The 26990-nt window shown below is 48.4% G+C and carries 23 protein-coding genes and 2 rRNA genes; 2 read left to right on the top strand and 23 right to left on the bottom strand.

Going from position 1 to position 26990, the window contains the following annotated elements:
* Window positions 1–26: 26 nt before the first annotated feature.
* From AC4G47_RS04060 to AC4G47_RS04050, 3 genes are all read right to left on the bottom strand, one after another.
* Window positions 27–2954: ribosomal RNA gene (locus AC4G47_RS04060) — 23S ribosomal RNA — on the bottom strand.
* A 364-nt stretch (window positions 2955–3318) separates the two neighbouring features.
* Window positions 3319–4871: ribosomal RNA gene (locus AC4G47_RS04055) — 16S ribosomal RNA — on the bottom strand.
* Together the 16S and 23S rRNA genes form the textbook arrangement of a ribosomal RNA operon.
* A 503-nt stretch (window positions 4872–5374) precedes the next feature.
* Window positions 5375–6253: a nucleotidyltransferase-like protein gene (locus AC4G47_RS04050; protein WP_491104877.1), complete on the bottom strand. Its 879-nt coding sequence runs from the start codon at window positions 6251–6253 to the stop codon at window positions 5375–5377.
* Between the two features lie 122 nt (window positions 6254–6375).
* Between AC4G47_RS04050 and AC4G47_RS04045 the strand changes: the two genes are divergently transcribed.
* Window positions 6376–6756 carry a DUF2614 family zinc ribbon-containing protein gene (locus AC4G47_RS04045; RefSeq protein WP_458124075.1) on the top strand — a complete coding sequence of 127 codons (381 nt, stop codon included), beginning with the start codon at window positions 6376–6378 and terminating at the stop codon, window positions 6754–6756.
* A 259-nt stretch (window positions 6757–7015) separates the two neighbouring features.
* Here the strand turns inward: AC4G47_RS04045 and AC4G47_RS04040 are convergent, their stop codons facing one another.
* From AC4G47_RS04040 to uptA, 16 genes are all read right to left on the bottom strand, one after another.
* Window positions 7016–8746: a glycosyl hydrolase family 18 protein gene (locus AC4G47_RS04040; protein WP_491104876.1), complete on the bottom strand. Its 1731-nt coding sequence runs from the start codon at window positions 8744–8746 to the stop codon at window positions 7016–7018.
* 116 nt (window positions 8747–8862) lie between these two features.
* Window positions 8863–9285, bottom strand: coding sequence for a peroxide-responsive transcriptional repressor PerR (perR, locus tag AC4G47_RS04035; protein WP_026081471.1), 423 nt, complete (start codon window positions 9283–9285; stop codon window positions 8863–8865).
* Window positions 9286–9456: 171 nt separating this feature from the next.
* A complete protein-coding gene (locus AC4G47_RS04030) occupies window positions 9457–10866 on the bottom strand; it encodes a DUF4097 family beta strand repeat-containing protein (protein WP_491104873.1) in 1410 nt (469 codons plus the stop codon).
* Between the two features lie 25 nt (window positions 10867–10891).
* Window positions 10892–11485 carry a hypothetical protein gene (locus tag AC4G47_RS04025; protein WP_458124078.1) on the bottom strand — a complete coding sequence of 198 codons (594 nt, stop codon included), beginning with the start codon at window positions 11483–11485 and terminating at the stop codon, window positions 10892–10894.
* 147 nt (window positions 11486–11632) lie between these two features.
* Window positions 11633–12343: an MgtC/SapB family protein gene (locus AC4G47_RS04020; protein WP_076212609.1), complete on the bottom strand. Its 711-nt coding sequence runs from the start codon at window positions 12341–12343 to the stop codon at window positions 11633–11635.
* 33 nt (window positions 12344–12376) lie between these two features.
* A complete protein-coding gene (locus AC4G47_RS04015; RefSeq protein WP_491104871.1) occupies window positions 12377–12838 on the bottom strand; it encodes a GNAT family N-acetyltransferase in 462 nt (153 codons plus the stop codon).
* 95 nt (window positions 12839–12933) lie between these two features.
* Complete coding sequence (gene gatB, locus AC4G47_RS04010) at window positions 12934–14373, bottom strand: Asp-tRNA(Asn)/Glu-tRNA(Gln) amidotransferase subunit GatB (RefSeq protein ID WP_145325781.1); 1440 nt, start codon at window positions 14371–14373, stop codon at window positions 12934–12936.
* 26 nt (window positions 14374–14399) lie between these two features.
* A complete protein-coding gene (gene gatA / locus AC4G47_RS04005; RefSeq protein ID WP_458124080.1) occupies window positions 14400–15857 on the bottom strand; it encodes an Asp-tRNA(Asn)/Glu-tRNA(Gln) amidotransferase subunit GatA in 1458 nt (485 codons plus the stop codon).
* A 27-nt stretch (window positions 15858–15884) separates the two neighbouring features.
* Window positions 15885–16172: an Asp-tRNA(Asn)/Glu-tRNA(Gln) amidotransferase subunit GatC gene (gene gatC, locus AC4G47_RS04000; RefSeq protein ID WP_076333553.1), complete on the bottom strand. Its 288-nt coding sequence runs from the start codon at window positions 16170–16172 to the stop codon at window positions 15885–15887.
* Between the two features lie 205 nt (window positions 16173–16377).
* The gene (locus tag AC4G47_RS03995) at window positions 16378–16761 is read right to left on the bottom strand and encodes a hypothetical protein (protein WP_024631336.1); all 384 of its coding nucleotides are present in this window, start codon (window positions 16759–16761) and stop codon (window positions 16378–16380) included.
* Between the two features lie 217 nt (window positions 16762–16978).
* Window positions 16979–17212, bottom strand: a complete 234-nt coding sequence (locus AC4G47_RS03990) for a sigmaY antisigma factor component (protein WP_491104869.1) — start codon at window positions 17210–17212, stop codon at window positions 16979–16981.
* The gene (locus AC4G47_RS03985) at window positions 17205–17540 is read right to left on the bottom strand and encodes a DUF5345 family protein (protein WP_458124082.1); all 336 of its coding nucleotides are present in this window, start codon (window positions 17538–17540) and stop codon (window positions 17205–17207) included. Before AC4G47_RS03985 ends, AC4G47_RS03990 begins: the two co-directional genes overlap by 8 nt.
* A gap of 2 nt (window positions 17541–17542) precedes the next feature.
* A complete protein-coding gene (gene sigY, locus AC4G47_RS03980; RefSeq protein ID WP_076212623.1) occupies window positions 17543–18073 on the bottom strand; it encodes an RNA polymerase sigma factor SigY in 531 nt (176 codons plus the stop codon).
* Between the two features lie 778 nt (window positions 18074–18851).
* Window positions 18852–19484, bottom strand: a complete 633-nt coding sequence (locus AC4G47_RS03975) for an MBL fold metallo-hydrolase (RefSeq protein ID WP_458124084.1) — start codon at window positions 19482–19484, stop codon at window positions 18852–18854.
* Window positions 19485–19490: 6 nt separating this feature from the next.
* On the bottom strand, window positions 19491–20060 hold the full coding sequence (locus AC4G47_RS03970; RefSeq protein WP_491104866.1) for a thioredoxin family protein: 570 nt from the start codon (window positions 20058–20060) through the stop codon (window positions 19491–19493).
* A 2-nt stretch (window positions 20061–20062) separates the two neighbouring features.
* Window positions 20063–20677 carry an undecaprenyl phosphate transporter UptA gene (gene uptA / locus AC4G47_RS03965; protein WP_145325788.1) on the bottom strand — a complete coding sequence of 205 codons (615 nt, stop codon included), beginning with the start codon at window positions 20675–20677 and terminating at the stop codon, window positions 20063–20065.
* Window positions 20678–20837: 160 nt separating this feature from the next.
* Here uptA and AC4G47_RS03960 point away from each other — a divergent pair, with 160 nt between their 5' ends.
* Window positions 20838–21185: a dehydrogenase gene (locus tag AC4G47_RS03960; RefSeq protein ID WP_458124086.1), complete on the top strand. Its 348-nt coding sequence runs from the start codon at window positions 20838–20840 to the stop codon at window positions 21183–21185.
* A gap of 153 nt (window positions 21186–21338) precedes the next feature.
* On the opposite strand, the gene AC4G47_RS03955 is transcribed toward AC4G47_RS03960, so the two are convergent.
* The 4 genes from AC4G47_RS03955 to AC4G47_RS03940 all read right to left on the bottom strand — a co-directional run bounded on the left by AC4G47_RS03955 (window position 21339) and on the right by AC4G47_RS03940 (window position 26974).
* Window positions 21339–22787, bottom strand: coding sequence for an O-antigen ligase family protein (locus AC4G47_RS03955; RefSeq protein ID WP_491104864.1), 1449 nt, complete (start codon window positions 22785–22787; stop codon window positions 21339–21341).
* 1156 nt (window positions 22788–23943) lie between these two features.
* Window positions 23944–25185 carry a class I SAM-dependent methyltransferase gene (locus tag AC4G47_RS03950; RefSeq protein ID WP_491104862.1) on the bottom strand — a complete coding sequence of 414 codons (1242 nt, stop codon included), beginning with the start codon at window positions 25183–25185 and terminating at the stop codon, window positions 23944–23946.
* Window positions 25186–25280: 95 nt separating this feature from the next.
* Window positions 25281–25985 carry a DUF6483 family protein gene (locus AC4G47_RS03945; protein WP_458124089.1) on the bottom strand — a complete coding sequence of 235 codons (705 nt, stop codon included), beginning with the start codon at window positions 25983–25985 and terminating at the stop codon, window positions 25281–25283.
* A gap of 197 nt (window positions 25986–26182) precedes the next feature.
* The gene (locus tag AC4G47_RS03940) at window positions 26183–26974 is read right to left on the bottom strand and encodes an alpha/beta fold hydrolase (protein WP_491104861.1); all 792 of its coding nucleotides are present in this window, start codon (window positions 26972–26974) and stop codon (window positions 26183–26185) included.
* Window positions 26975–26990: the final 16 nt, after the last annotated feature.

Raw genomic sequence — 26990 nt, 5'->3', positions numbered from 1 at the left:
CGAAACATGCGATTTAGAACTTGCTATTGGATAAGCCCTCGACCGATTAGTACTGGTCAGCTCCATGCATTGCTGCACTTCCACCCCCAGCCTATCTACCTCGTCGTCTTCAAGGGGTCTTACATACTGGGAAATCTCATCTTGAGGGGGGCTTCACGCTTAGATGCTTTCAGCGTTTATCCCTTCCGTACATAGCTACCCAGCGGTGCTCCTGGCGGAACAACTGGTACACCAGCGGTACGTCCATCCCGGTCCTCTCGTACTAAGGACAGCTCCTCTCAAATTTCCTACGCCCACGACAGATAGGGACCGAACTGTCTCACGACGTTCTGAACCCAGCTCGCGTACCGCTTTAATGGGCGAACAGCCCAACCCTTGGGACCTACTTCAGCCCCAGGATGCGATGAGCCGACATCGAGGTGCCAAACCTCCCCGTCGATGTGGACTCTTGGGGGAGATAAGCCTGTTATCCCCAGGGTAGCTTTTATCCGTTGAGCGATGGCCCTTCCATGCGGTACCACCGGATCACTAAGCCCGACTTTCGTCCCTGCTCGACTTGTAGGTCTCGCAGTCAAGCTCCCTTATGCCTTTGCACTCTTCGAATGATTTCCAACCATTCTGAGGGAACCTTTGGGCGCCTCCGTTACTCTTTAGGAGGCGACCGCCCCAGTCAAACTGCCCACCTGACACTGTCCCCGCACCGGATTACGGTACCAGGTTAGAACCTAGATACGATCAGGGTGGTATCCCAACGTTGCCTCCACACAAGCTGGCGCTCATGCTTCAAAGGCTCCCACCTATCCTGTACAGATCGTACCCAAATTCAATATCAAGCTGCAGTAAAGCTCCATGGGGTCTTTCCGTCTTGTCGCGGGTAACCTGCATCTTCACAGGTATTAAAATTTCACCGGATCTCTCGTTGAGACAGCGCCCAAGTCGTTACGCCATTCGTGCGGGTCAGAATTTACCTGACAAGGAATTTCGCTACCTTAGGACCGTTATAGTTACGGCCGCCGTTTACTGGGGCTTCGGTTCACAGCTTCGGGATTGCTCCCTAACCACTCCCCTTAACCTTCCAGCACCGGGCAGGCGTCAGCCCGTATACTTCGCCTTACGGCTTCGCACAGACCTGTGTTTTTGCTAAACAGTCGCTTGGGCCTTTTCACTGCGGCCCCCTCGTGCTATTCACACTACCGGGGCACCCCTTCTCCCGAAGTTACGGGGTCATTTTGCCGAGTTCCTTAACGAGAGTTCTTCCGCGCGCCTTAGAATACTCTTCTCGCCTACCTGTGTCGGTTTGCGGTACGGGCACCATCACCTGGCTAGAGGCTTTTCTTGGCAGTGTGAGATCATGACCTTCGCTACTGTAATTTTCACTCCCCATCACAGCTCAGCCTTACAATGTGCGGATTTGCCTACACATCAGCCTTACTGCTTAGACGGACATCCATCAGTCCGCGTCACTACCCTACTGCGTCCCCCCATTGCTCATAACGGCTTACGGTGGTACAGGAATTTCGACCTGTTGTCCTTCGACTACGCCTTTCGGCCTCGCCTTAGGTCCCGACTTACCCTGAGCGGACGAGCCTTCCTCAGGAACCCTTAGGCTTTCGGCGGATCAGATTCTCACTGATCTTTTCGTTACTCATACCGGCATTCTCACTTGTATAATGTCCAGCGCTCCTTACGGTACACCTTCAACCCTTATACAACGCTCCCCTACCCCTGATGCAAAGCATCAAGCCATAGCTTCGGTGGTGTGTTTAGCCCCGTTACATTTTCGGCGCAGAGTCACTCGACCAGTGAGCTATTACGCACTCTTTAAATGATGGCTGCTTCTAAGCCAACATCCTGGTTGTCTGTGCAACTCCACATCCTTTCCCACTTAACACACACTTGGGGACCTTAGCTGATGGTCTGGGCTGTTTCCCTTTTGACAATGGATCTTAGCACTCACTGTCTGACTCCCGGAAGTAAGTCTATGGCATTCGGAGTTTGACTGAGCTTGGTAACCCTTGCGGGCCCCGCACCCAATCAGTGCTCTACCTCCACGACTCTGTTTTCCGAGGCTAGCCCTAAAGCTATTTCGGGGAGAACCAGCTATCTCCGAGTTCGATTGGAATTTCTCCGCTACCCCCACCTCATCCCCGCATTTTTCAACATGCGTGGGTTCGGGCCTCCAGTGCGTGTTACCGCACCTTCACCCTGGACAGGGGTAGATCACCCGGTTTCGGGTCTACGTCCACGTACTATGTCGCCCTATTCAGACTCGCTTTCGCTGCGGCTCCGGCTCTTCACCTTAACCTTGCACGGGAACGTAACTCGCCGGTTCATTCTACAAAAGGCACGCCATCACCCCTAAAACGGGCTCTGACTTTTTGTAAGCACACGGTTTCAGGTTCTATTTCACTCCCCTTCCGGGGTGCTTTTCACCTTTCCCTCACGGTACTGCTTCACTATCGGTCGCTAGGAAGTATTTAGCCTTGGCAGATGGTCCTGCCGGATTCATACGGGGTTTCACGTGCCCCGCACTACTCGGGATCCGTCTCGGAGGGAACAGACTTTCAATTACAGGGCTTTTACCTTCTTTGGCGGGCCTTTCCAGACCTCTTCGCTTAACCGGTTCCTTTGTAACTCCATGTGAGACGTCCCACAACCCCAAAGAGCAAGCTCTCTGGTTTGGGCTTCTCCGCGTTCGCTCGCCGCTACTGACGGAATCACTATTGTTTTCTCTTCCTCAGGGTACTTAGATGTTTCAGTTCCCCTGGTATGCCTCTGCACAACCTATGTATTCAGTTGTGAGTAACTGGAAATTACCCCAGCTGGGTTTCCCCATTCGGACACCCCCGGATCAAAGCTTGCTTACAGCTCCCCGAGGCAGTTTCGTTGTTCGCCACGTCCTTCATCGGCTCCTAGCGCCTAGGCATCCTCCGTGTGCTCTTAGTAGCTTAACCTCGTGCTCCGGTATTGGCCGCTCGCTTCCCTTGTTTTGCTTACGCAAAGCCAAAAGTCACTCCCATTCAATACCATCGCAAAAGCAATTAACTACCATTTTTATTGAAACTTGTTTACACAAGTTCAGCTAAAAAGGAATGTTCTAATTCGCATTTACTTTCGTTTCGATATCTAGTTTTCAAAGAACAAGCTCCATGCAAAAGCAAGCTGTTTGAGAGTTTGAGCTCTCAAAACTGAGCAACGAGTGAGTGTTTTGCTCTTCATTTCATCCACACCAAGGTGAAGGACCGAAATGAATTGCGGTCGCAGGTTCTAAGAACCTGCTTATTTGAATGTTTCCACGCGGGAAACGATTCTCCATAGAAAGGAGGTGATCCAGCCGCACCTTCCGATACGGCTACCTTGTTACGACTTCACCCCAATCATCTATCCCACCTTCGGCGGCTGGCTCCTTGCGGTTACCCCACCGACTTCGGGTGTTATAAACTCTCGTGGTGTGACGGGCGGTGTGTACAAGACCCGGGAACGTATTCACCGCGGCATGCTGATCCGCGATTACTAGCAATTCCGACTTCATGCAGGCGAGTTGCAGCCTGCAATCCGAACTGAGACCGGCTTTGTTGGGATTGGCTCCATCTCGCGATTTCGCAGCCCGTTGTACCGGCCATTGTAGTACGTGTGTAGCCCAGGTCATAAGGGGCATGATGATTTGACGTCATCCCCACCTTCCTCCGGTTTGTCACCGGCAGTCTATCTAGAGTGCCCACCCGAAGTGCTGGCAACTAAATATAAGGGTTGCGCTCGTTGCGGGACTTAACCCAACATCTCACGACACGAGCTGACGACAACCATGCACCACCTGTCTCCTCTGTCCCGAAGGAAAGATACATCTCTGTACCGGTCAGAGGGATGTCAAGACCTGGTAAGGTTCTTCGCGTTGCTTCGAATTAAACCACATACTCCACTGCTTGTGCGGGTCCCCGTCAATTCCTTTGAGTTTCAGTCTTGCGACCGTACTCCCCAGGCGGAGTGCTTAATGTGTTAACTTCGGCACCAAGGGTATCGAAACCCCTAACACCTAGCACTCATCGTTTACGGCGTGGACTACCAGGGTATCTAATCCTGTTTGCTCCCCACGCTTTCGCGCCTCAGCGTCAGTTACAGCCCAGAGAGTCGCCTTCGCCACTGGTGTTCCTCCACATATCTACGCATTTCACCGCTACACGTGGAATTCCACTCTCCTCTTCTGCACTCAAGTCACCCAGTTTCCAGTGCGATCCGGGGTTGAGCCCCGGGATTAAACACCAGACTTAAATGACCGCCTGCGCGCGCTTTACGCCCAATAATTCCGGACAACGCTTGCCCCCTACGTATTACCGCGGCTGCTGGCACGTAGTTAGCCAGGGCTTTCTTCTCAGGTACCGTCACCTTGAGAGCAGTTACTCTCCCAAGCGTTCTTCCCTGGCAACAGAGCTTTACGATCCGAAAACCTTCATCACTCACGCGGCATTGCTCCGTCAGGCTTTCGCCCATTGCGGAAGATTCCCTACTGCTGCCTCCCGTAGGAGTCTGGGCCGTGTCTCAGTCCCAGTGTGGCCGATCACCCTCTCAGGTCGGCTACGCATCGTCGCCTTGGTGAGCCGTTACCTCACCAACTAGCTAATGCGCCGCAGGCCCATCCCCAAGTGACAGATTGCTCCGTCTTTCCAGTTCTCTTCAGGCGAAGAAAACAACTATTCGGTATTAGCTACCGTTTCCGGTAGTTGTCCCAAACTTGAGGGCAGGTTGCCTACGTGTTACTCACCCGTCCGCCGCTAAGTATCCAGGAAGCAAGCTTCCTTGATACTCCGCTCGACTTGCATGTATTAGGCATGCCGCCAGCGTTCGTCCTGAGCCAGGATCAAACTCTCCAATAAAGATGAATTTCAGTAGCGTGGTTAAACGCTATGAAAATCATCTCAAGTATTTGAAAAGAGCGATAAGCTCATTTTGAATCTGACGAGATTAAAAATCTCATTTGTGCTCCAGTCGATCCAAGCCAAGGCTTGTCTCCAACTTTCGCATTCATTCTGCAAGCAGAATGTTTACTCACTCGTTGTTCAGTTTTCAAAGATCAAACATGATTTGTATCACTTGTTTTCGTCTAAACCAAGTTTCGGCGGCGACTTAAATAATGTAACACATTTCGTTTGTTTTCGTCAAGAACTTTTTTTAATTTCTTTTTTTGAAGCTTTAGTTCTTCACTTTCCCTCTAAAGATTTTATCGTTTGTTGGCGATAAGCTCGTTTGAGGAACGAAATATAATGTATCACATATCGCGAATGAGAGTCAACATTTTTTTATAAATTATTAAACAAACAAAAAAGGAAGGTTTCCCCTCCCTTATGTGATGAATATAGTATCAGTCTTCTAGAGAAGATTATGCTTCAATCCAATACCGAATGTCCCGGCCCTCTCCTCCAATTGATGGCCATCCTGCCGATTCTTTTACAATAGAACGAAAGACCAGCTTGCGCAGAACCAACGGCAGATCCTCTCGAACAAATCTTAACTGGGGATGATGAACAAGTTCATTCATGCTCCACGGCTCCTTGCGACTTCTTAACACACGGAGGAGAAGCTCTGAACATTCACTCATTTTGGACATTACGGAGAACTCACAGGCAAGCAATACAAGCTCTACTCGCTGCTCTAGCGTCTCCGCGCTTACGGTAAGCTCCTGATATAGCTTCCATAAAGCGCGGTCCAGATTCTGCACATGTGTCCATACCGCATGATCCGGGTATATCCCCTGTTCAATCAACACTATTCGTGCCCAGTTCCCCAGAGCCTCTAATACATTGTAGTACGCGTCTACAACATGACCTTCCTGGATGTGACGCTTGGCCTCGACATACATTCTCAAGAAACTGGTGAATTCGTGCAGAAGCTTCTGCTCACGCAATTCCGTACCAAAAGCAGACAGTTCTTCTCGCAAATCACTTAATGCGCTGTCTGCTTCCCAGATGATCTCACCTTCAATCAGACACTGGGTGAGGTTATTGTGATTACCGGTAATTACACTGCTCTGTACTTCATGACGGCTGGCATAGATCATTTGATAACGAAGATCACCATATCTGTAATGTCCCACCGTCGATATCAATTGGTCGTCATTATGAACAATAAGTACTAATAATTCGAAATCTTGAACTAGGGAGCCGTGGAATCGCTCTCCCGGGTGGGAATAGGCGATAGCCCCAACTGCCCCCGTCTCTTCCGACTGTTCGGACAAAAAAGCAAGGTTCTTTAATTCCACGATTCCCTCCATACAATTCATGGCAGATAAGCGCCAAGTCAGTTATAATGTAATTCTACATCCAGACTGAAGTTTCCTTCTTTTCCAGGTCCGATACTACTCATACGATAGGAGCATTTTTCATGATTTTTAAATCAGCAAAAATTAATGCTTTTCGCACTTGGGGATTACTGCTGACCATGCTAGGTATGGGCTTAATGATACTTGGGACAGCCGGGATTGTATTCTGGGGACATGCAGGCAAGGTATTCGCAGCCGTTGGACTCGTCATCGGACTGATTGCCATGATGGCCAGTCTGGCCATCTATTTCTGGGCTGGTATGCTCTCCACCAGTGCAGTACAAGTCGACTGCCCGGAATGCGGGAAGTTAACCAAAATGCTTGGCAAAACGGATCGATGCATGTTCTGTCATACCATCCTCACCCTTGATCCGAATAAGGCTAATATGACCAGTCAACAACTGAAAGCGCCTTCTACAACAGCTCCCCCCACAGATGGATAGTCCAAATTGATCTTCAATCGCCAGATGTCTTACATCTTAATTTCATTGAAGAACATAAAAAGGCCCGGTATATCTACCGGACCTTTTTGACTTGGCTTTATACATAACTGTTATGACTAGCTAAAATACTTAGTTGATTTATAAGTCCTACGGCTAATAAAATGAAAGATTGCATGTAATCGGTATCGAACGGAAGCAACTTTTGGCTCTGCGAAGCAAAACAAGAGAAGTGATGCGACAGTACCAGAGTAAAGGAAACTTATTTCTGGTAACCGGCCTGCTTTAATACCTCCCATGCAGAAGCATTGGCAAAACTCCGATTCCACGCAGCTACTCCGCCCAGTTTCAACGAAGCAATCAAATCCACACGCGCCTGCAGGGACACGGCATCTTCGATCCATATTTTCTTGGTTGCTCCGTCTTCCTCATATTCCACATAGTTCTGTCCACTTGCCTGATCCAGTTCGGGTTTGAGTTTCTTTTCTTGGATCAGTTCCACAATCGTATTCATGCCCACCGCTTTGGAAGATACCTTAACCTCACCTTGATCATCCGTCTCTTCCGTCCAGATTCGTGTATAGAGTGGAACCGCCATAATCAACTTGTTAGAAGACACTTCATCCTCCTCAAGTATGCGTCTCATGGAAGCCTCGGTCCACGGCAGAGACGCTACAGAACCTGCCTTGGGACTGGCCGCCCAATGTTCATCATAAGCCATCACAATAACATAGTCTGCAAAAGAACCTAAAGCGCGGCGATCCAGAAAGGCTGACCACATCTCGCTGTTCGATTTTGGTGTTACATCAATTGATAACATTAATCCATGTATGCGTGCCATCGCCTTGATCTCGCGTACAAATTGCGTAATATTCGGCCCGTCATCTGTATACACGTTCTCAAAGTCGATGTTGATACCATCCAATTGATATGTCTGTGCATACTCTAACATCTGCTCGATAATATGAGTGCGTGTCTTGTAAGAAGCGACGGCTTCTTTTGTAATGTCGGGATCAAAGCTGTTATCCATTAACCCCCATACTTCCATGCCGGAACGATGAGCCCAGTTTACATAAGCCTGGTTTCCCTTACTTTTCACAGTACCCTGTCCATCTGTAATGTGGAACCATGTGGGGCTGACCACATTTACACCCGGCATTTTACCAATAGAGCTCACATCAGGCTGACGATTGTACACGGCTTCCCAAACCAGGTTGACCGGTTTATTCTGCCATTTCTTCTCAGCTGCAGTTAGCGTATGCTTGGGCATGTCCACCTTCTTTTTCTCGGTGAGCGCAATATGATCATTATCTACATATCCGGCATAACCATTATCGAGTTGAACAAAACTCTGGTCATCACCCGTCTGCCATACACGTACCCGTGCATTCTTTTCCATATCAGCAATGATTGGTGAAGATTCTCCCCCGCGTTTGTATAGCGGTACTGTCTTGTCTTCCTTGGATGACAACGTATCAATCTCTGCATATTGTATCGTGTCTCCTCCACGCATCAGCAGCACAGCACCCGTTACCGCATCTTCCTGTATGGTTATGCCGTATACTTCTTTCAATGGTTTGAGCGGAATGTATGCGTCTCCGTCCTTAACCTCCGGCTTAACCGTCATAGGATAGTCCTTATGATTAAGTTCTGCTTGTGTGCTGCTCTCCTTCATATGAAGGACACGCTGAGGGGAGGCAATAATGATATCTCCCGACTCAGGTTCATAACGTATACCCTCATCAATTGCTTCTTGCAGCACCTTTACAGGCAACTTGAGTTGATCTCCCGTACCCGAAGCGTCTCCGTCCATCAGTTGTCCATCCACAAAAATAGGCTGGTTTCTTCCCACCCAATCCGGGTCTTCATAGGTCTGGTTCAACCATACATTCGTTATAAGCCAGTAGGCTCCCCCGGCGATCAGACAAGCCCCGAGAAAACCGGGCCAAAATGAACGTCGCTTCTGACGTGTATATCTGCTTTTTCTACCCAAACGTCTACCTCCGTTAATTATGCTGAATCATAAGGATGTGCGCATAAGTTGTTATAAAAAAAACGTGTAGAATCCATACTCTGAATTCTACACGTTAATATTGTAATTCAACTCTCTTAATCCCTGCAACTTTTACATACGCCATATACTTCCAATCGGTGACCATGTACTTCAAAACCCGTACTAGACTCCGCTTGAAGTTCTACACTTTTGAGTGAAGGATAGCTGAAGTCTTCAATCTTGCCGCATTGATCACAAATAACATGATAATGATCCGTCACATTGGCATCGAAGCGGCTTGAATTATCTCCGTATGTCAATTCCCGGACCATGCCAGCTTCCAGAAACATCTTCAAATTGTTATATACCGTCGCCACGCTCATACTGGGAAATTGGGGTTCAAGCGCTCGGTAAATTTCATCGGCTGTCGGGTGCCCCATGGATTCCATCAGATAGTTCAATATGGCATGACGCTGGGGTGTAATACGGACACCGGTCGTTTTCAGATGCTCCAACGCATGTTGGACACGTGTTGCCATAAAACCCACCGCCTTACCTTTCATTCGTTCTCTGATGAAGAGTGAGTTACTGTCTCCTCGTACAGAGTTAATTCCCGGCCATTAACAACGACACCCGATCTATCGTGTCGTGTAATCTTGCCAGTGTACATTTATTGTACGGCGATTACAAGTTTATTGTCAACGCGGCGGTCAAGGAACCTCCGTAGAATCCTCCTGGGAATTTGCTCCGTCTTCGGTTGTCTGTTCCAGATTTTCAGCCCCATCTTCAGACTCCGGTGTAACTATTTCAGGCGTAGACACGGCCGGGTTGCTCTGAATGGTGAGATCACTGTTGCCTTCAATTTTCACCCTGTACTCACCCTCACCGAGCTGGCCTTCTATGGTTTTGTTCTGGACTTTGAAAGGCAAATCAGTGCTTAAATCTCCATAACTGCTGGAACCAGAAAGACTATAATCTCCCCGATCAGGGAGTAGCACGTTAATGGCACCTACAGCACTGTACACATCCCAGTCTCCTCCGACTTTGGCAGATACGATGTTAATACTGCCATTGAGCGATTGAGCCTTGATTCCCAGGTTGGCACCATCCAGTGTAATATTGCCGTTACGTGTCTCTGCCGTGAATTCGCCAACGGAGTCTGCGATACTGATACTTCCCACTTGTGTGGTCAGATCGACATCTCCTGAAACGCCGCGAGCCTTCATATCTCCACGGTTACTGTCCAGATCTACATTGCCAATGGCGTTAGCTACAATGACATCTCCGTTCAACGTTTTCCCCGAGATATCTCCCACGGCATTGGTAATCCGGATTCGTCCGTTCCCCGTTTCAGCAAATATGGTACTGATCGCTTCCGGACGATTTAATAATATGGCTCCATTGGAAGTTCGAATATCCAGATTAAAGCGACGATCGTCCGGTATCGTAATAGTCATATTCATCCGTGGCTGTGTTTTTTCATTTTCTCCATACGTCTTGCCTGTAGCCTTGATATGAATTACTTTCGTACCATCGGTCTCCACAAAAGAGGCATCCGCTACGGCCTTCGCCTGCACCTCCGTCGTCTGATCTACCCAGATAACCGTTCGTACTTCAATCTCCTCTGTGTCTCCCCGTTGTACCGAGATATCTCCGTTCACACCTTCAACCACCAGATCTGAAGTATCCATACCAACAGGTACACGGATCGTGCCCTTATCCTCCATATATCCTGCAGCTTGACTGTAGTCCATGGAAGCCGCTCCAAGATTTAGACTCACTCTATTCCATAAGTGCATGTAGTGATCCTGTTCCGTAACAATAAATACAGAAGCCGCCAAAATCAACGAGGTCAGAATGCCTTTGGCATCGGGTCTGAAACGTACTTTTATGGGTTCATCAGGATTGTCTGAATTAACGGATTGCACTTTTTTTCTTCTACGTGTCCACAAGAACAGCACAATATATTCCACGCCTAAAACAACGAGTAAAAATGGCCACCAGTCCACCATCTCATATACATAGTCTGTTCCCCACCGTTTATCCAAAATCAACAGCACACCGACCGCTATGATTAAGGCGGCAGCCGTATAGCGGCCAACCCGGACTTTACGGTTCATCAGGTTCCCCCCTTTATCGTATCGGCTACAATTTTTTCTTGTTCAACATAACCCAAAACTCACGCCCGAACAGAAGCAAACCTCCTACAATCATGAGAATCGCGAATGAATATCCGCCATACATGGCAAGGATCTCCTGGAACCAGCGTGGTTTACGGAAAAACAGTACCATCAAAGACCCTCCCACAATCAGGAGCAATCCAAATGATATGCCTCTCTCCCAGACCATCATGGCATCTCTTGTAGAACGTTCATTGGATACCGGCTTGTCCAAAGTTCCCTGGGTTACCGCTCTCCGTCTGCGCATCATGACCCAATCTGCAGATTGCAGCACATCATATACATTGTAAAAGTAAATAACCGGGATACACAAAGCAAGCAAAATGAGCAATGGCACATTGATCTGTATTCCAATGGATGAGAAGTACAGCACTGCTGATAGATCAAGCAAAACCAACAGCATAAAGGTCAAACCTCGCATGTACAATCTCAGATATATATGACCGAGTCCAGGAATAATGGCACTCAATAATCCCGCAATAAACTTGTGAGTCCGATTTCTGACCGGTTTGGCCTGAACTATACGGGTCTTTTTGTTCAATCGACGTCTCCGCTTCATAACATACTCCTCTCTTCTGATCTGACCTTCCGCTCTTCATGCATTTGGTTAGATAGTACCCTAAAGAGCAAGGAGAGTAACTGGAAGAAATATGGATATGACCAAAAACCCTCCGGCACTGCTGGCCTGTGGAGGGTTGTCATTCATTTATTCGATCGAAACTTTGGTCACGTGTTCCCACTGTCTCAACTTGGATACCAGCCCTACTGTTTCGAAATCATGCGGTACCTGAACATGCAGCACAATCTCAATTTTGCGTTCAACCGATATCATCTCTGCATATGCCAGGTCTTGTTCATTCACAGTAATTTTACGGATCTTGATCTTCTCCTGCTCCATACATGAAGACAGTTGTTCCAGAAAACCGGGTTCTGACAAGGTATGAAGTGTAACGACATGCATTTTGTTCCCTCGTAAATACCTCAGCTCCAGTTTGTTAAATACCCAGAGATTAAGCAATACCAGGACGGTGGAGACGATCGATGCAAAAAAGAATCCCGCACCTGCTGCGAGCCCAATGGCTGCAACAACCCAGATTGAAGCTGCCGTAGTCAATCCGGTGATGGATTTTCCCGTGAAGAGAATTGTCCCTGCTCCCAGGAATCCGACACCAGTAATTACAGCTGTAGCCAGACGGGCTGGATCGATCCTTACATTTAATTCATTAGCAAAATCTTTAAAGCCATAAACAGACAACATCATAATCAGTGCAGAGCCCAGACACACCAAAATATGAGTACGCAAACCAGCAGCATGATTGGACCGTTCCCGCTCCAGGCCTACGAGCCCTCCAAGCAGCATAGCCAGTAATAACCGTAATAAAATGTGCCACTCATCAATGAACCAGGGATCGCCCAAAGTCGGTATTCCTCCTCCAAGTTGTTAAGGTTATTAAAGTTTATTCTTGTGAAAAGTCGTTAATTCCACTCCAGGTGCAATCTGTATGACTTCCACGGGCTTAAAACCAAATTTGGTGTACAGTTTCACTGCGGGTTGATTCAGCGTTCCTGTGGAGACGATGTAACGCGGAAGATCCGCATGCTGTTCCAACACATGCGTCATTAAAGATGCAGCGATTCCCTTGCGAAAGTGATCCGGGTGCACCATCATTCGTGTAATAGTCAGTGTGTTCTCCTCTTCCTCCGCTACAGCGACAGCCCCGATAAGTTCTCCGTCATCATGGACACCATAAAAGTGCTCTCCGCAATCCCGAAGTGTCTCCATCGTATCCATCAAAGGAGGAATCTCCTGAAATCCGATGATTTCAGCTTCCAAGCGATAGGCCACATGTTGAAGTCTCCATAACTGTCCCAACGTCTCCAGATCACGCAGTGACAATGATTGAATGTTCATATCCGTTCCCCCGTCTGAATTACTTTCGTCTCTTTCATAACAAAAAGAGGCTGTCACAGGGACGAGCCTCTTTCTGTCCGGCCTCACCGGAAGGATTAGCGGTTCAGTACATCTGCAAGCAGTTGGTTGGCGAGGGCGGGATTCGCCTTGCCTTTACTTTCTTTCATAACTTGACCAACGAGGAAACCAATGGCTTTCTGTTTACCAGCCTTATAATCTTCCACAGATTGAGGATTGTTCGCCACAACCTGCTCCACGATGGCAAGAATGGCACCTTCATCACTAATCTGCACAAGACCCTTCTCTTCAACGATCTGTTGTGGAAGCTTACCGCTCTCGAGCATTTCCTTGAATACCGTTTTGGCGATTTTACTGTTAATGGTGCCCTTCTCCAGCAGTCCGATCATCTCACCCAAACCTTGACCTGTTAATGGAACCTGAGTCACCTCGAGGTTGCTCGTATTCAGGTAACCCAGTAAGTCGCCCATAATCCAGTTGGATACGGATTTGGCATCCTCAGTGAATTTCAGGCTATCCTCAAAAAGATCAGCAATAGCTTTCGATGAAGTAATAACCTCTGCATCATAACTAGGCAATCCGTAATCAGCCGTGTAACGAGCCTTACGTTCGTCCGGAAGCTCAGGTATGGTAGCCTTGATCCGCTCTTTCCAGTCTGCATCAATATGCAGCTTCACGAGATCCGGGTCCGGGAAATAACGGTAGTCATGCGCCTGTTCCTTGCCACGCATCGATAGTGTTTTCCCTTGAGCTTCGTCCCAACGACGTGTCTCCTGAACCACTTCACCGCCATCATCCAGAATTTCAGCCTGACGATACTGTTCATATTCCAGACCACGCTGCACACCCCGGAAGGAGTTCATGTTTTTCAGTTCAGCTCTGGTTCCCAGCTTCTCCTGACCATGTGGACGCAAACTGATGTTGGCGTCACAACGCAGTGAACCTTCTTCCATCTTCACATCCGACACATCACAGTATTGCATGATCGCACGCAATTTTTCGAGATACGCACGTGCCTCTTCCGGAGAAGAAATCTCAGGCTCGGATACAATCTCCACGAGTGGGGTGCCGACACGGTTGAAGTCCACCAAAGACGCGTACCCACCATCGATATGTGTGAGTTTCCCTGCATCTTCTTCCAAGTGAAGACGCGTGATGCCGATTCGTTTCGTTTCACCATTCACTTCGATATCAATCCAGCCGTTCTCACCGATTGGTTGATCGAATTGCGAGATCTGGTAGGCTTTTGGTGAATCGGGGTAAAAGTAGTTTTTACGGTCAAACTTGCTGACATCAGCAATCGTACAATTCAGGGCCATCGCTGCCTTCATCGCATAGTCTACAGCTTGACGATTCAGTACAGGCAATACGCCAGGATGCCCAAGGCAGACCGGACAGGTATGCGTATTCGGCGGAGCTCCAAAAGCTGTGGAGCAGCCACAGAAAATTTTGGAGTTCGTGTGCAACTCCACGTGGACCTCAAGTCCAACGACCGTTTCATATTTAGATGCGGACATTTCTATATTCCTCCGTTCCGGGCAGTCTACAGCTGCGGACGCTGCTTGTGGAATTCTGTATTTTGTTCAAACGCATGCGCTACACGCAATACGGTCGTTTCATCAAATGCTTTACCGATAATCTGCAGGCCTACTGGCAATCCTTCCGAGAATCCACATGGAATACTAACAGCAGGTACACCAGCCAGATTGACCGGAATCGTCAGAATATCGTTCAGATACATCGTAAGTGGATCATCCACCTGTGAACCCAGTTTGAACGCCGTTGTTGGCGCAGTTGGTCCGATAATGACATCATATTTGGCAAATACATTGTCGAAATCCTGTTTGATCAATGTACGAACTTTCTGTGCTTTCAGATAATAAGCATCATAGTAACCCGAGCTGAGTGCATACGTTCCAAGCATGATGCGTCGTTTCACTTCAGGACCAAAGCCTTGACTGCGGGATTGATGATACAGATCCAACAAGTTGTCCGGATTGTCTGCACGCACGCCATAACGTACACCATCAAATCGAGCCAGGTTCGAAGAAGCTTCCGAAGAAGCAAGCAGGTAATACGTAGCCACCGCATATTCGGTATGCGGAAGGGATACTTCTTCCCATGTTGCCCCGAGTCCTTCGAGAACTTTCAATGCAGACAGAACTGTCTCTTTCACTTGTGGATCGACGCCTTCACCGATGTATTCTTTCGGAACGGCAATACGAAGTCCTTTGACATCACCTGTCAGTCCGCTCAAATAATCGGGGATCTCCACTTTTGCAGATGTCGAATCTTTGGCATCATAACCAGCAATGGCTTGCAATACATAGGCAGAATCTTCAACATTTTTCGTCAAAGGTCCAATCTGATCCAGGGATGAGGCAAATGCCACAAGACCAAAGCGGGAAACAAGTCCATAAGTCGGCTTCAATCCAACAACACCGCAATACGAAGCAGGCTGTCTGATGGAGCCACCTGTGTCTGATCCGAGTGTAAAGTATGCTTCTCCCGCAGCCACAGCTGCTGCAGAACCACCACTGGAGCCTCCTGGAACACGATCAAGTGCCCATGGATTACGTACAGGGGAGAAACTTGAATTCTCATTGGAGCCGCCCATGGCGAATTCGTCCATGTTGAGTTTACCAATAGTTACGGTGTCCGCAGCTTTCAATTTCTCGACAACTGTCGCATCATACACCGGGTCGAAATTACGAAGAAACTGGCTACCGCACGTCGTGCGCAGTCCGTTTGTAACGATGTTATCCTTAATGCCTACAGGCAGGCCGAAAAGCAAACCTTTCTCCTCGCCGCTAACCAGACGGTCATCCAGTTGACGTGCACGAGCGCGTGCTTGTTCTTCATCCAGTGCCAAATATGCCTTAACTTTATCATCATGCGCGCCAATGTTCTGATACGCCTGATCCACCAGATCGCTGACCGACAGCTCTTTGGCATGCAGCTTGTTATGTAACTCAGGCAACGATTGTTCAAATAAACTCACTGTTTTTGTCCTCCTTCCGGTTATCCGTTATTCCATTACAGCAGGCACTTTAAACTGCCCGTCTTCTTCTTCCGGTGCATTGCGCATCACCTGTTCAATCGACAGGCTTTCTTTGGTCTCATCATCACGCATGACATTGCTTACGTGCAGAACGTGAGTGGTGGGTTCAATGTCTTCTGTATCCAGCTCATTCAGCTTTTCTGCATATTTTAAAATCGCGTTCAGCTGACCTGTCAGGGTCTGTTCTTCTTCAGCAGTCAAGTTGAGCCGGGCCAGCTTGGCCACATGCTGAACGTCATTATTCGAAATACTCATTAGCGGATGCCTCCTTCATTCGTTCTGATTCCCGAAACGACCTGAAACGAATCGCTCGTTTAACGGGCTAAAGTCTCAAGATAACTTTTTTCATTATAGGTGAGATAGTTCGACAATTCAATGCAAATGACCTGACAGGCTTCCGGGAAGCTAAAATCAAACTTATAAAATAAAAAAGAGCCGGCATCAGCCGACTCTTAAAATTCTAAATCCATGCACGCAGATTAACCTGCTTTATAAAATCCGCCTGTGACATAACATCGTTCGCGGTTTCCTCTTCCTCTTCCACAGCTTGAAAATCTCCGTTCATCAGATGATGAAACAGCTTCTCATTGTGTGTCGCAAGGGCGTAATCTATCAACGCTTCTCGCTCGACCCGCTCAGCTTCCTGCTTCAGCAGAACCTCTTCCAGATCGACGTCGCCGGATGGAACAAAAAAGTTCCGGTTCACCTGCGGCACTCGAAGCACGTAATCGAACGCATTGTCCGGATTCCGGTCATAAGCGATGATGAAACCATATTCCCCCACAGGAAGATTCTGCTCAAACGCATCCGCGACGATGACAACCTTCTCTCCTAATCGCAGCATCGTCTAACCTCCTGGTAGTCTATCATTAATATTTATTTGTATAGTCTACTAGAAAAGAATAACGATGTCTAGGAATACTAAAATTAAACAACATATTTGTGCAAAATCTTTTTTCTCTGCACTAATGTGTTTAAGAAGATCGGTTTTCAGTACCGTGAAGATGGGATGAAGCTAGAAATGGAGTAGCGAACTTTTTATACAACCTCTATTAAAACGATCATATTTTCTTGTTTTGTGTACCTGGCTTGCGTTGTGATCGAATCACAACGAACCAGTATATGATGAGCGGCGTGGGAAATCCGGTGATCCCCCATAATCCCCATAACCAGGGGAAACGTCCACGTTTGCGTGCGTCCTGAAAGATCCATGTGCCCTGAACCAGAAGAAAAATGCCAAGCAATATAAGCCACAGTGGAGAAATCTCATCCAATGAATAATGCATTTTATTCATGACGAACCTCCTTCCGGCGCCGTCCTGCCCAGATCACAGCCAAAATCACCGCAATAGCTGTACCAAGAGCCTGGATACCCAAATATAGAGCTGGAGCAGATACGAAAAATAATGCCCCGAACGTAATGGCAAGCAATCCAACCACCCAGAAACATATCATCTCGATCCAATTGGCTCGACGTCTAATCTGTCTCCGTTCCCTGACTTGGGATTCAAGTGAACCCAAGGAAGGAATACTTGTCGGCTCAAATGTATCATCCAGCACTTTCATGTGTTGCTGCAATCGTTCTACAACTTCTTGTTCTTGTGCATCATCTGATCTGCCCATCCTTATTCCAGCTCCTTTCTTAACTGACGGAGACCATAAGCTGTACGTGACTTCACCGTTCCGGCAGGAATACCCAGCATTTCCCCGATCTCGTCATACCCGTATCCATAATAATGCTTCAGTAGCACTGCTACACGATGTTCGGGTGTCAGTCTTGTCATCGCATCCATGACATCTGTCCATTCCTCATTCCGAGTCTCAAGCTGCCAGCGGAATCGACGTACAGCCTGATCCCGGATGAGAGCAAGCCAGTTCTGTTCTCTCTTCTTACGTCTTGTCTTATCGATATAGATGCGGGTCGCAATGGTGATCATCCATGATGAAAAGGCAGACGTGCCATCATATCGATGGATATTTTCCATACAACGAATCATCGTATCCTGCACTGTCTCTTCTGCGAGGTTAGCGTCCATTGTCACTTTGACAAGATACTTATACACAAAAGTGTAGTGACGTTGCAACAACGCTGCGAGTGCGCTATCGTCTCCCGATACTGCTCTGCGTACCTCTTCCAGCTCAGCTGCCTTTATCATGAAAATCACCTACTTCCCGTTCAATCTGGAGTTAATACGACAGGCTCTGCAGAAACGTTCAATGGAATCAAAAAAAAAAATTAAACCCGACAATTTCCCGGGCAATCAGACTTGATTCCGGTAATCTTGCAGCTTGTCGAACCACGGTTGGTTGCGGGCTCCGTTTCTTAAGACACGGCTTGTCCATATATTCTGCTGAGGCTTCATCACTTCATTAGTCACGCTAGGATTATGTATTAAAGCTCGGTTAGTACATGTTTCTCTTTTTTCACTATCCAATATGCGACGGTTTTCTTCAATAATCGGATACTCGACACGCTGTCCCAACGGAATGACTCTTGTTTTCTCCACTCTGATTTCCCCGCTCTCATGATCTATATAAGTTGAACTAAAGATTATTTACACTGACACTACGATGACAGAATAACCTTCCAATCGCCGTTATCGTGTAAATGATTAGTTCAACTTATATACTATTTTCTTAAATTCATCATTTCTAAATCAATTCGTACTTGCTATTGGTCTCAAACTGGATTGTTATGAAGCACATGTCATGCATCTCTATGTAGGGTGAAACTGGCTGATTTTTCGACAAAAAACGGCTGAAAATAAAAAAAGAACGCAAACCGGGTATAGACCACAGTCTGCGTGCTTCGCGAGGTTGGGTGTTTCTTGGTAATGCTTCAGTTAGATGATGCCTTAACGCTTGTAACAACTAATTGCTATTCTAATGAAAAAGTTGTCACTTGTCCAGACTTTCTTCACATATCCTGTCGGATTATCTTGCGGACACGTAAGGATTGTTCTGTTTCTCATAACCAATGGTCGTTTTGGGACCATGACCTGGGTACACTTTCACTTCATCTGCAAAGGTGTAAAGCTTGTTCTGGATCGAATCGATCAGATCCCGTTCACGTCCTCCGGTCAGGTCCGTTCTGCCCACACCCATGCGGAACAGCACATCACCGGCAAACAGGTCATTACCACAAAGCAGACTTACACTTCCTGGTGAGTGTCCAGGTGTATGGAACACTTTAAACGTATGACCAATCAGATTCAGCTTCTGTCCTTCGTCCATGGCATATTCGGCAGGATCTGTCGAAAGCGGTGGTGTCGCCTGCGGCCAATTCAAAGATCCATTTAATTTTGGGGTTGTCAGCCAGTCACTCTCCAAATCATGAAGATACACGGGACATCCCTTTAATTTACGGATCTCATCTACCCCACCCATATGATCAAAGTGAGCATGAGTCAGGAGAATAGCTTCGATCTCCAAGTCTTGGATCACCTTAAGCAGCGGCCCTGGATTCATGCCCGGATCGATAATGACTGCTTTACCCGGATCATCTCCCTGTAACAGATATGCATTGGTTTGAAGCGGGCCTAGTGTAAACGTACGAATGTTAAGCATATCGGCTTAGTAACCCGAAATCAGTTCACGCAACTCACGGATAATGTCTGCATGTGACTCCGTTCCTTTCCCATAACGTTTACCTATCTCTTGACGCGCTACAGCTAAATTTTCTTGATAGTCTGCTGCTTCACGATCCGGATTAAGGCGTTTGAATTCAATCATAACTTCCTGTACATGCTGCGGACGAGGTCCCCACTGACCCAACACATGGCCACCTGTATCGGCGAAAATAACGATTGGCACGGAACGGCCACCCATCGTCAGAAACTCATCCATCACTTCTGGATGGTTCTCCATAATCAGAACTTCTGTTGGGATTCCTGAGATTTCAAGCGCCTGGAACACAACCGGAATATTGCGTACAACATCTCCACACCAGTCAGCAGCCAGAATTAACACACGCAGATCGTCGCGATGGTTCAGGCTCTCAAAGAACTCACGATCCTCTTCATTCGACCATGTAAAGTTATCGTAGTTGGCCTGAAATTCACTTTGGTTCTTGGTCATACTCTCGATGAAATCCTTTGGTGGCAGACCTTTACCGAATTTGTGAGACAAGTTGGGTTTACCCATAACTATACACTTCCTTTCTTTTTACGAGCATTCATCCATTTAATAAGTACATAAACAATCATAAGGGCGAGAGCGACCAACAAAATAGGCATAACATACGGTGCCGCTTTCTCATCAATATGCTTCCATTGATCTCCAAGAATCATCCCTAAATATATAAACAATGCAGTCCAAGGTATAACAGCGAGTGTAGTAAGCAAGATGAATTTGCCTGCGTGCATTTTCGTGATGCCAGCCGGGATGGAGATTGCATGCCGTACCACCGGGACAAAACGAGCCGTGAAAATGACACCTGTACCATACTTGCGGAACCACTCTTCGGAATGGTCGATGTGTTTTTTCTGGATGAGTATGTATTTACCGTAGCGTTCAAGTACAGGTCTGCCGCCATAACGGCCAATCCAGTAAATAAATAACTGGGCAATCACACCGCCCACTGTTCCGAAAATCATAGCACCGAAAAAGTTGATATTACCTTGTGAAACGAGAAAACCTCCATACGCCAGCACAATTTCGCTCGGGATGACTTCCATCATTAATCCAAGCATGATTCCAAAGTATCCTAGACTTTGAATCCAATCGAACAATTGGCCGACAAGGTTATGAATAAAGTCCATCTCAACCCTCTTTCTCCATCCTGATTGGCGGTGCCCCTCCGCACCATGGATGTTCGTCCCTATTTTATCACAGGGCTGTGGACGTTGCTACTTCACAGGGCTGGGATAGTGTCCCGTTTGCAGCGGTTCGCATATGGTATGGGGAGAGGAGCGTGAAAAGATGTCACACAAGTCAATACCCGGTTCTCCACCGGTCAAACATAAGCAGTCCGGTCAAAACCTTCCTTCCGCCAGGGGAATTCGCCGGGCATGCAGCAAAGAACTATACCGCACAGCCAAACGGCTGAAGGTGTACGTCTCCCCCGAACGAATGAAGGAGGCGGAAGAATGTTATTACCGTAAGGTGATTGCGAACCTGCTCTGGATCGGGGAGAATCGCGACAACCGCAAAAAATTATGTGAGTGGTGGAACACGGATGTCAGTGCAGAGATCGCTGCGCTATGGGAAGTGGATGTTGAGCCATTAAAAGATGCATTTCAGCATGCATTTGGCGGGTATCGTCTGTAGATATGGGGCAATGAGGTAGGTAGGCGGAAAAAAAGTTTATGTTGTCTACCTGTACATGAAAATGGCTTAACAGTTAACCCTCTTCATTCTCATGCATTGAATCTGTTCATTTGATAAAAGCAAACAGGTAAGCCATTAAGATCCAGCTACGGTTCAATGATTCCGCATGGTCAACTCTGGAGTAAATGGAGCGGAAGCAAGCTTGCGCAGGTTCTCTCCATAATCAAGAGCATGTTCCTCCATTACAAAACGACGATCATTATGAACGTTCCCTGCTTCCACTTTCTCCACCAACAAACGATAACGTTCATACATCTGTACACCAGCGGCGGCAGTCTGTTGGGCTCGATCCGTGAATCCTGCCTCCCATTCCCGCCGCGCTGCCTGTTCCATCCAATATAAAGCCGCGGATTGGCCAATGCCATCATAGCGATTCAATGCGATAGCTTGCTTAAAATATTTTCCAGCCCGCTGCCCCTCTCCGAATTGGGCTGCCAGTCGCCCCAGTTCGAAGTAAATCTGAGGGTGCACAGGGGAATGGGACAGGCTGTTCAGAAGGAGTGATTCTGCTTCTTGCCCCGTTAGAGATCGTGCAAGGGATAAGATAATATCTGGTCGATTCGGATTCGATTGAAAGGCAGCCATAAGATGTGCCTTTTGTACAGGAGTTCCATCCGATTCAGACATCGTCTGACGGTACTGCACTTCTGCTAAGGCGTATCGGGAGGTCAGCCAGACTGTTCCACCGAGCCAGAACAGGATAATCATCACTACTGATGCCCGTATTCCCCGATAAGTTAAACGCTGAAGAAAATGAGAGAAGGACCGCATCGGTAAAGATAATAGACGGGATTGGGTTAGTGGAGAATCGGAGAGATGAGGTCTGGGTGGGTTGTATTCGACAGTTCCCCCGGATTGCTTGTCCTCCACCTCTTCCATCTTCAATGCAGCTGCCCAAGCACCGAGCCAGATGAAGAGCATCCAGAATAGTGTGAAGCTCCAGTCAAAGTCCATCGCCCCATGCAGGCCAAAAATAAGCAAAGATGGCATGAGCTGCGGTGCAACGTGAAGCATGCTTCGCAGGGTGAGGAGAAACCACCCTGCGACAAGCAGGATGCCGATCAAGCCCGTGTCCAGGGCAAGATCGAGCAAGCCGTTGTGAACCTCGCCTCCGACATAAGGCGAGGATTGAATGGCGCGGAACATGTTGCGCCATGTATCACCCCCGTGGCCAAGCCATGCGGCCTCGGTCCACAGCGTTAGGGCGTCCCGCCACAGGTGCAGGCGGGACACCCCTGTGCCGACACCAGCCGCGAGGCGATCGGCAGTGGAGGCTACGGCCATCAGTGCGGCGGCGGTTCCCGCCAGCACGATGGCCGTCAGGGCAGCGGCGCGAGTCTTGCCGGCGCCGCTGTGCCATAGACGGCACAGCAGCAGCGTGCCGAGCAGCGCAGCTGCCCATGCCCCGGCCAGTGCCAGCAGGCCGGGCACGGGTGCAGGCGCCAGCTGGGCAGCAGCCAGCTGGCGGTACAGCCAGGCCGCGCACGCCAGTGGCGCGGCCATGGCCAGCAGCAGCGGCAGGCGGGCACCGCGCCGCTGCAAAGCGAAGGCGGCGACCGCGGCGCAGCCGGTCGCCAGCCAAGCGCCGCGCGACTCGCTCAGCAGGAGCGCGGCTTGCGCAGGCATGAGCGGCAGCACTGCCGCGATGAGTCGCCCGGCCGGAACAGGCCGGGCTATGACTCGGGCGGCGGCCGTCAGCCGCTCCAATGCGTACATGCCGACAACGGCACCGTACGCATTCGGATACTGCAATAATCCGCCGAGACGGGCACCGGCGGAGCTGAGCTCGGGGTCAGCAGTCCGCATCACCCCGAAGGGCAGCGGCAATACCCCGCACACGGCAAGGATGCCGCTTAGCACGAGCAAGCCGCCCGCCATCTGCCAACCGCAGGCTAACCAGCGCGCTCCATCCGTACGCGCAGCCAGTATTGCGGTGAGCAGAGTAAACATCGCAAGAAGGCTCCACCGCAGCATCTCATCTATACTGCCCTGTTTACTCACCGAGCCTGCCCATGCATGTAGGGCGTAACAAATCATCATCGCCAGCGGCCACAACACCCGCCACATTCCCGGAAATCGAAATATTTTCTCAACTATTCGTTCACTCGCCTTCTGTGGACGAACACCTACAAGGAACAGGGTTACCAGGATCAAGGTGCTTCCTGCTGCGATCAGAAGAACAGAATATAGATCGGTGGAATAGTACAATCCCCGACTCAGGCATCCTGCGAGCAGCAAGACAATTGAGAGGATGCCTAACCCAACAGTCCACCCCGATCCTGAATAACGTTTACGCCTCAAACTTTGAGAAGAACTACCTGACCCCTCAGTTTGGATAGCTCCATTTGGATTATATGTACTGTCCCCACTTTCCTCATTACATAAGTACCTGTTATCTGCAAATTTTGTACCATCTCCATGGTGAGACCTGTCAAAGGCGTGTTCCACCCTTTCCTCGTTCTCCGCATGCCCTCGTCTACTCCTTAAAATCCGCTCGTCTTTTGTCCAATCTTTCACCCATATCCACCTCCATTCACCGCTCCACATGCACAAAAAGACAGAAGTTCCCGATAACGGGTCCTTCTGTCTGATAGATCTGACAGTTATGATGTTGCTTGCTACGAAGTATATGCACTGTATTAAAATTTACATTCAGAGACCCTAATTGCAGTATGTCCCTGGATTGTCATTGACACACTTAGCAAAGATCGCAATTCGCGGAATCCTGAACGGCTTCTTTGCTCGATTTCTCGCTGATCTGCTTGCCATCGCCTGGAAGCAAATCTGCACAAGCCCGCTCCAAATATGGATCGGCATGAATGAAATCACGGAAAGCTGTATATTCATTCCACATATCCGTTATCTGGCCTGCTTGACCGCGAACGGCACGAATCAATATATTTTTGGGCGTATGCTCCATATCGATGAATTCAAGCAGTTGTGTTTTGTATCCCATCAGGTCCAGCAGCTTGGCACGAATCGCATCCGTAGCCAGTGCCGAGAAACGTTCCTTCAGGATGCCATGAGACAACAATGGATTCATCACGGAAGATTCAACCTGGTCAAACAGCTCGTGCTGACAGCAAGGCACAGACAGAATGACTGAAGCGCCCCAGCGAACCGCCTTCTCCAAAGCCGCATCGGTAGCTGTATCACAAGCATGCAGCGTTACGACCATATCCACTTCATTGAGTTCATCGTAGTCGGCGATGTCTCCAACCAGGAACTTCAGGTCACCATAATGTAATTTGTTAGCCAAATCATTACAATGTTCGATGACATCAGCCTTCAAGTCGAGACCGATAATCTTGAGCGAACGCCGTTGTTGTACCGACAGATAATGATACAAAGCAAATGTCAGATAAGACTTGCCACAACCAAAATCAACGATGGTAAGCGGACGTCCCTCGGGTAGATGCGGAATGACATCCTGCACCATTTCGAGGAACCGGTTGATCTGTCTGAACTTGTCATACTTACGAGCCAGCACACGACCTTCTTCATTCATAATACCAAGTTCAACGAGGAACGAGACGGGTACTCCTTCTTCCAATACATATTGCTTCTTGCGATTATGCGACAAATCCACCGCAGTCTTGGATGCAGATTTAGTCAGTATGGATACTTTATATTTTTTGCTGATCAAAATTTGATAGTCCGCCTCGGTCGTGCAGAGCAGCCCTTGACGAAACGTCTCTTCGCATAGCAAAGTCATGCGATCCGCCGCTTCAGCCGGAGTCAAATTCTCGTGCAGCACTTTGTTGTTATAATGAAATGCAAATTGATAATGCAGCTGATTCTTCAGTGTCACCGGCTTGACTTGCACTTTGGTATACGAGACATTGTCCCGTCTGCGCAGCTGGCTCCAGGTCGCTGTAATCAGCGAATTCTGTTCAAAGATGTCTTGTATAAGCTTTCGCAATGAATCCACGGGGTACATCTCACTTTCGGTTTGGTTTGGTCAACCGTTACCATACCACACTTCCGTCCCCTCTCCAAGTGAAGGCATGTAACAAGCCTTGATGCAATCCATATTTATGAGCTCATCCCTTGGCGATTGAGTTCAGCTAGCCCCTCTTCAACTTCGTTCCGTGGCAGACCACCTTGCTCCAGTTGTTCATCCGTGAGATGGCTCAACCTTTCGTAGAACGCCTGCACATCAGCTCGATAATTCACCGGGAATTCAGCACCAAGCCGTAACAATCTGTACCAACTGTTCTCTGCCTGGTCATACCTTCCTTGTTGCTCACGATACAGGGCAAGCTGTCTTTCGGTTCGGGCAGGGAGTTCATATTCTATCGTGAGCCCCAATATACCCTCCAACCGTTCCGGTGCGTCCAATAACTTAGGATTAGCGCCATGATTCAATGCATACAGGTAAAAATGAAGTGATCTCATCATTCGAATGAGGGCGTCATCCTCTGCGTCCATTCTCTCCTGATCATCTATGCCTTCCACTCTGGCCTTCTCTTGATAAATGTAAGCTTCTTCTTCAATCAGCCTGGCGGCTTGCTGCAGATTGTCCACTTCGATAACTCCGCGAAAACGGAACATTTCTATGACATCCTCCGCTGGCAATGAATTCAGTAAAGATAAGTTCAACCCAAACTGTCTGCGCATCAACTCATCTAGTTCAGACAAAGCCTCGGTGTGCTTACGTTGCTGTTTGAGCGTGAACACTTTGCCAATGGCCTCTGTCATTTCCTCCAACATGCGGAGCAGATAATCTTTTCTGAACATGCTTCATGCCCCCTCATCGTTCGACCCTGTCAATTCACTCGTTCTCACATCGTCCCTTTATAATTATTTTAATTCATGCCATGACAAAAAGCCAAAAACAAGACTTGTGCGTCTATGTTCTGGCCCTAACGCACCTAACCCCCGCCTGTCCCAAAGAGACGTTGCAGGGGTTGGACGTGAATGGTACTGGTACTAATTTACTTTGAAAATCCTGCCATGAATTGCTTAATGACCTGAATTAACTGTTCAGGAGCTTCGTACATACTCATATGCCCCGCACCAGCAATAACGGCTTGCACGATATGCGGCTTGTCACTTGTAAATGTGCGTTCTGGTGGGATAACAGCATCCTTCTCTCCCGCAACCAGCAATACAGGTAATGGGGTTGCCGACAATACATCACGACGATCCGGCCTTTCCCGCATAGCAAGTGCAGCGCCGACAGCACCTTGAGGTGCTGTCTGGTAACCAATTTCCTTCACACGTGTTACTTGCGTAGACAACGTCTCCACATGTTCTGGTGCGAATAGGCCGGGAACCAGTCCATCTACAAAATTCACGATACCTTCGGTCTGAATGGTGGATACAGCGCGAAGGCGTTTCTCCTTGGCTTCTTCACTGTCCGGATAGGCTGTGGAATGAATCAGACCAAATGCATTCAGGCGTTCCGGATGGCGTTGTGCGATTGAGAGCGCAATGTATCCGCCCATCGAGTGTCCCAGGAGAACAGCTTTATCCACATTTAGTTCATCCATCAATTGTAATACATCGTTGCCCATCTGCTCGATGGTATAACTCCCTACAGGTGCATCTGTTTTTCCGTGTCCACGCAGATCAGGTACGATACAGCGATAGTTGCGTGCCAGCTCAGGTACGACCTCATCCCAATACGATGAACTGCCACAGTATCCGTGGAGCAAAATGAGTGCTTCTCCCTTACCTTGTTCGGCATAACAAATCGTCGTTCCATCACACATCACTTTTTCCATATGAATCCCTCTCTCT

The sequence above is a fragment of the Paenibacillus sp. Negev47 genome (genome assembly GCF_058313655.1).
The sequence above is the reverse complement of the archived record's forward strand: the minus strand, read 5'-3'. Positions and strand labels throughout refer to the sequence as shown.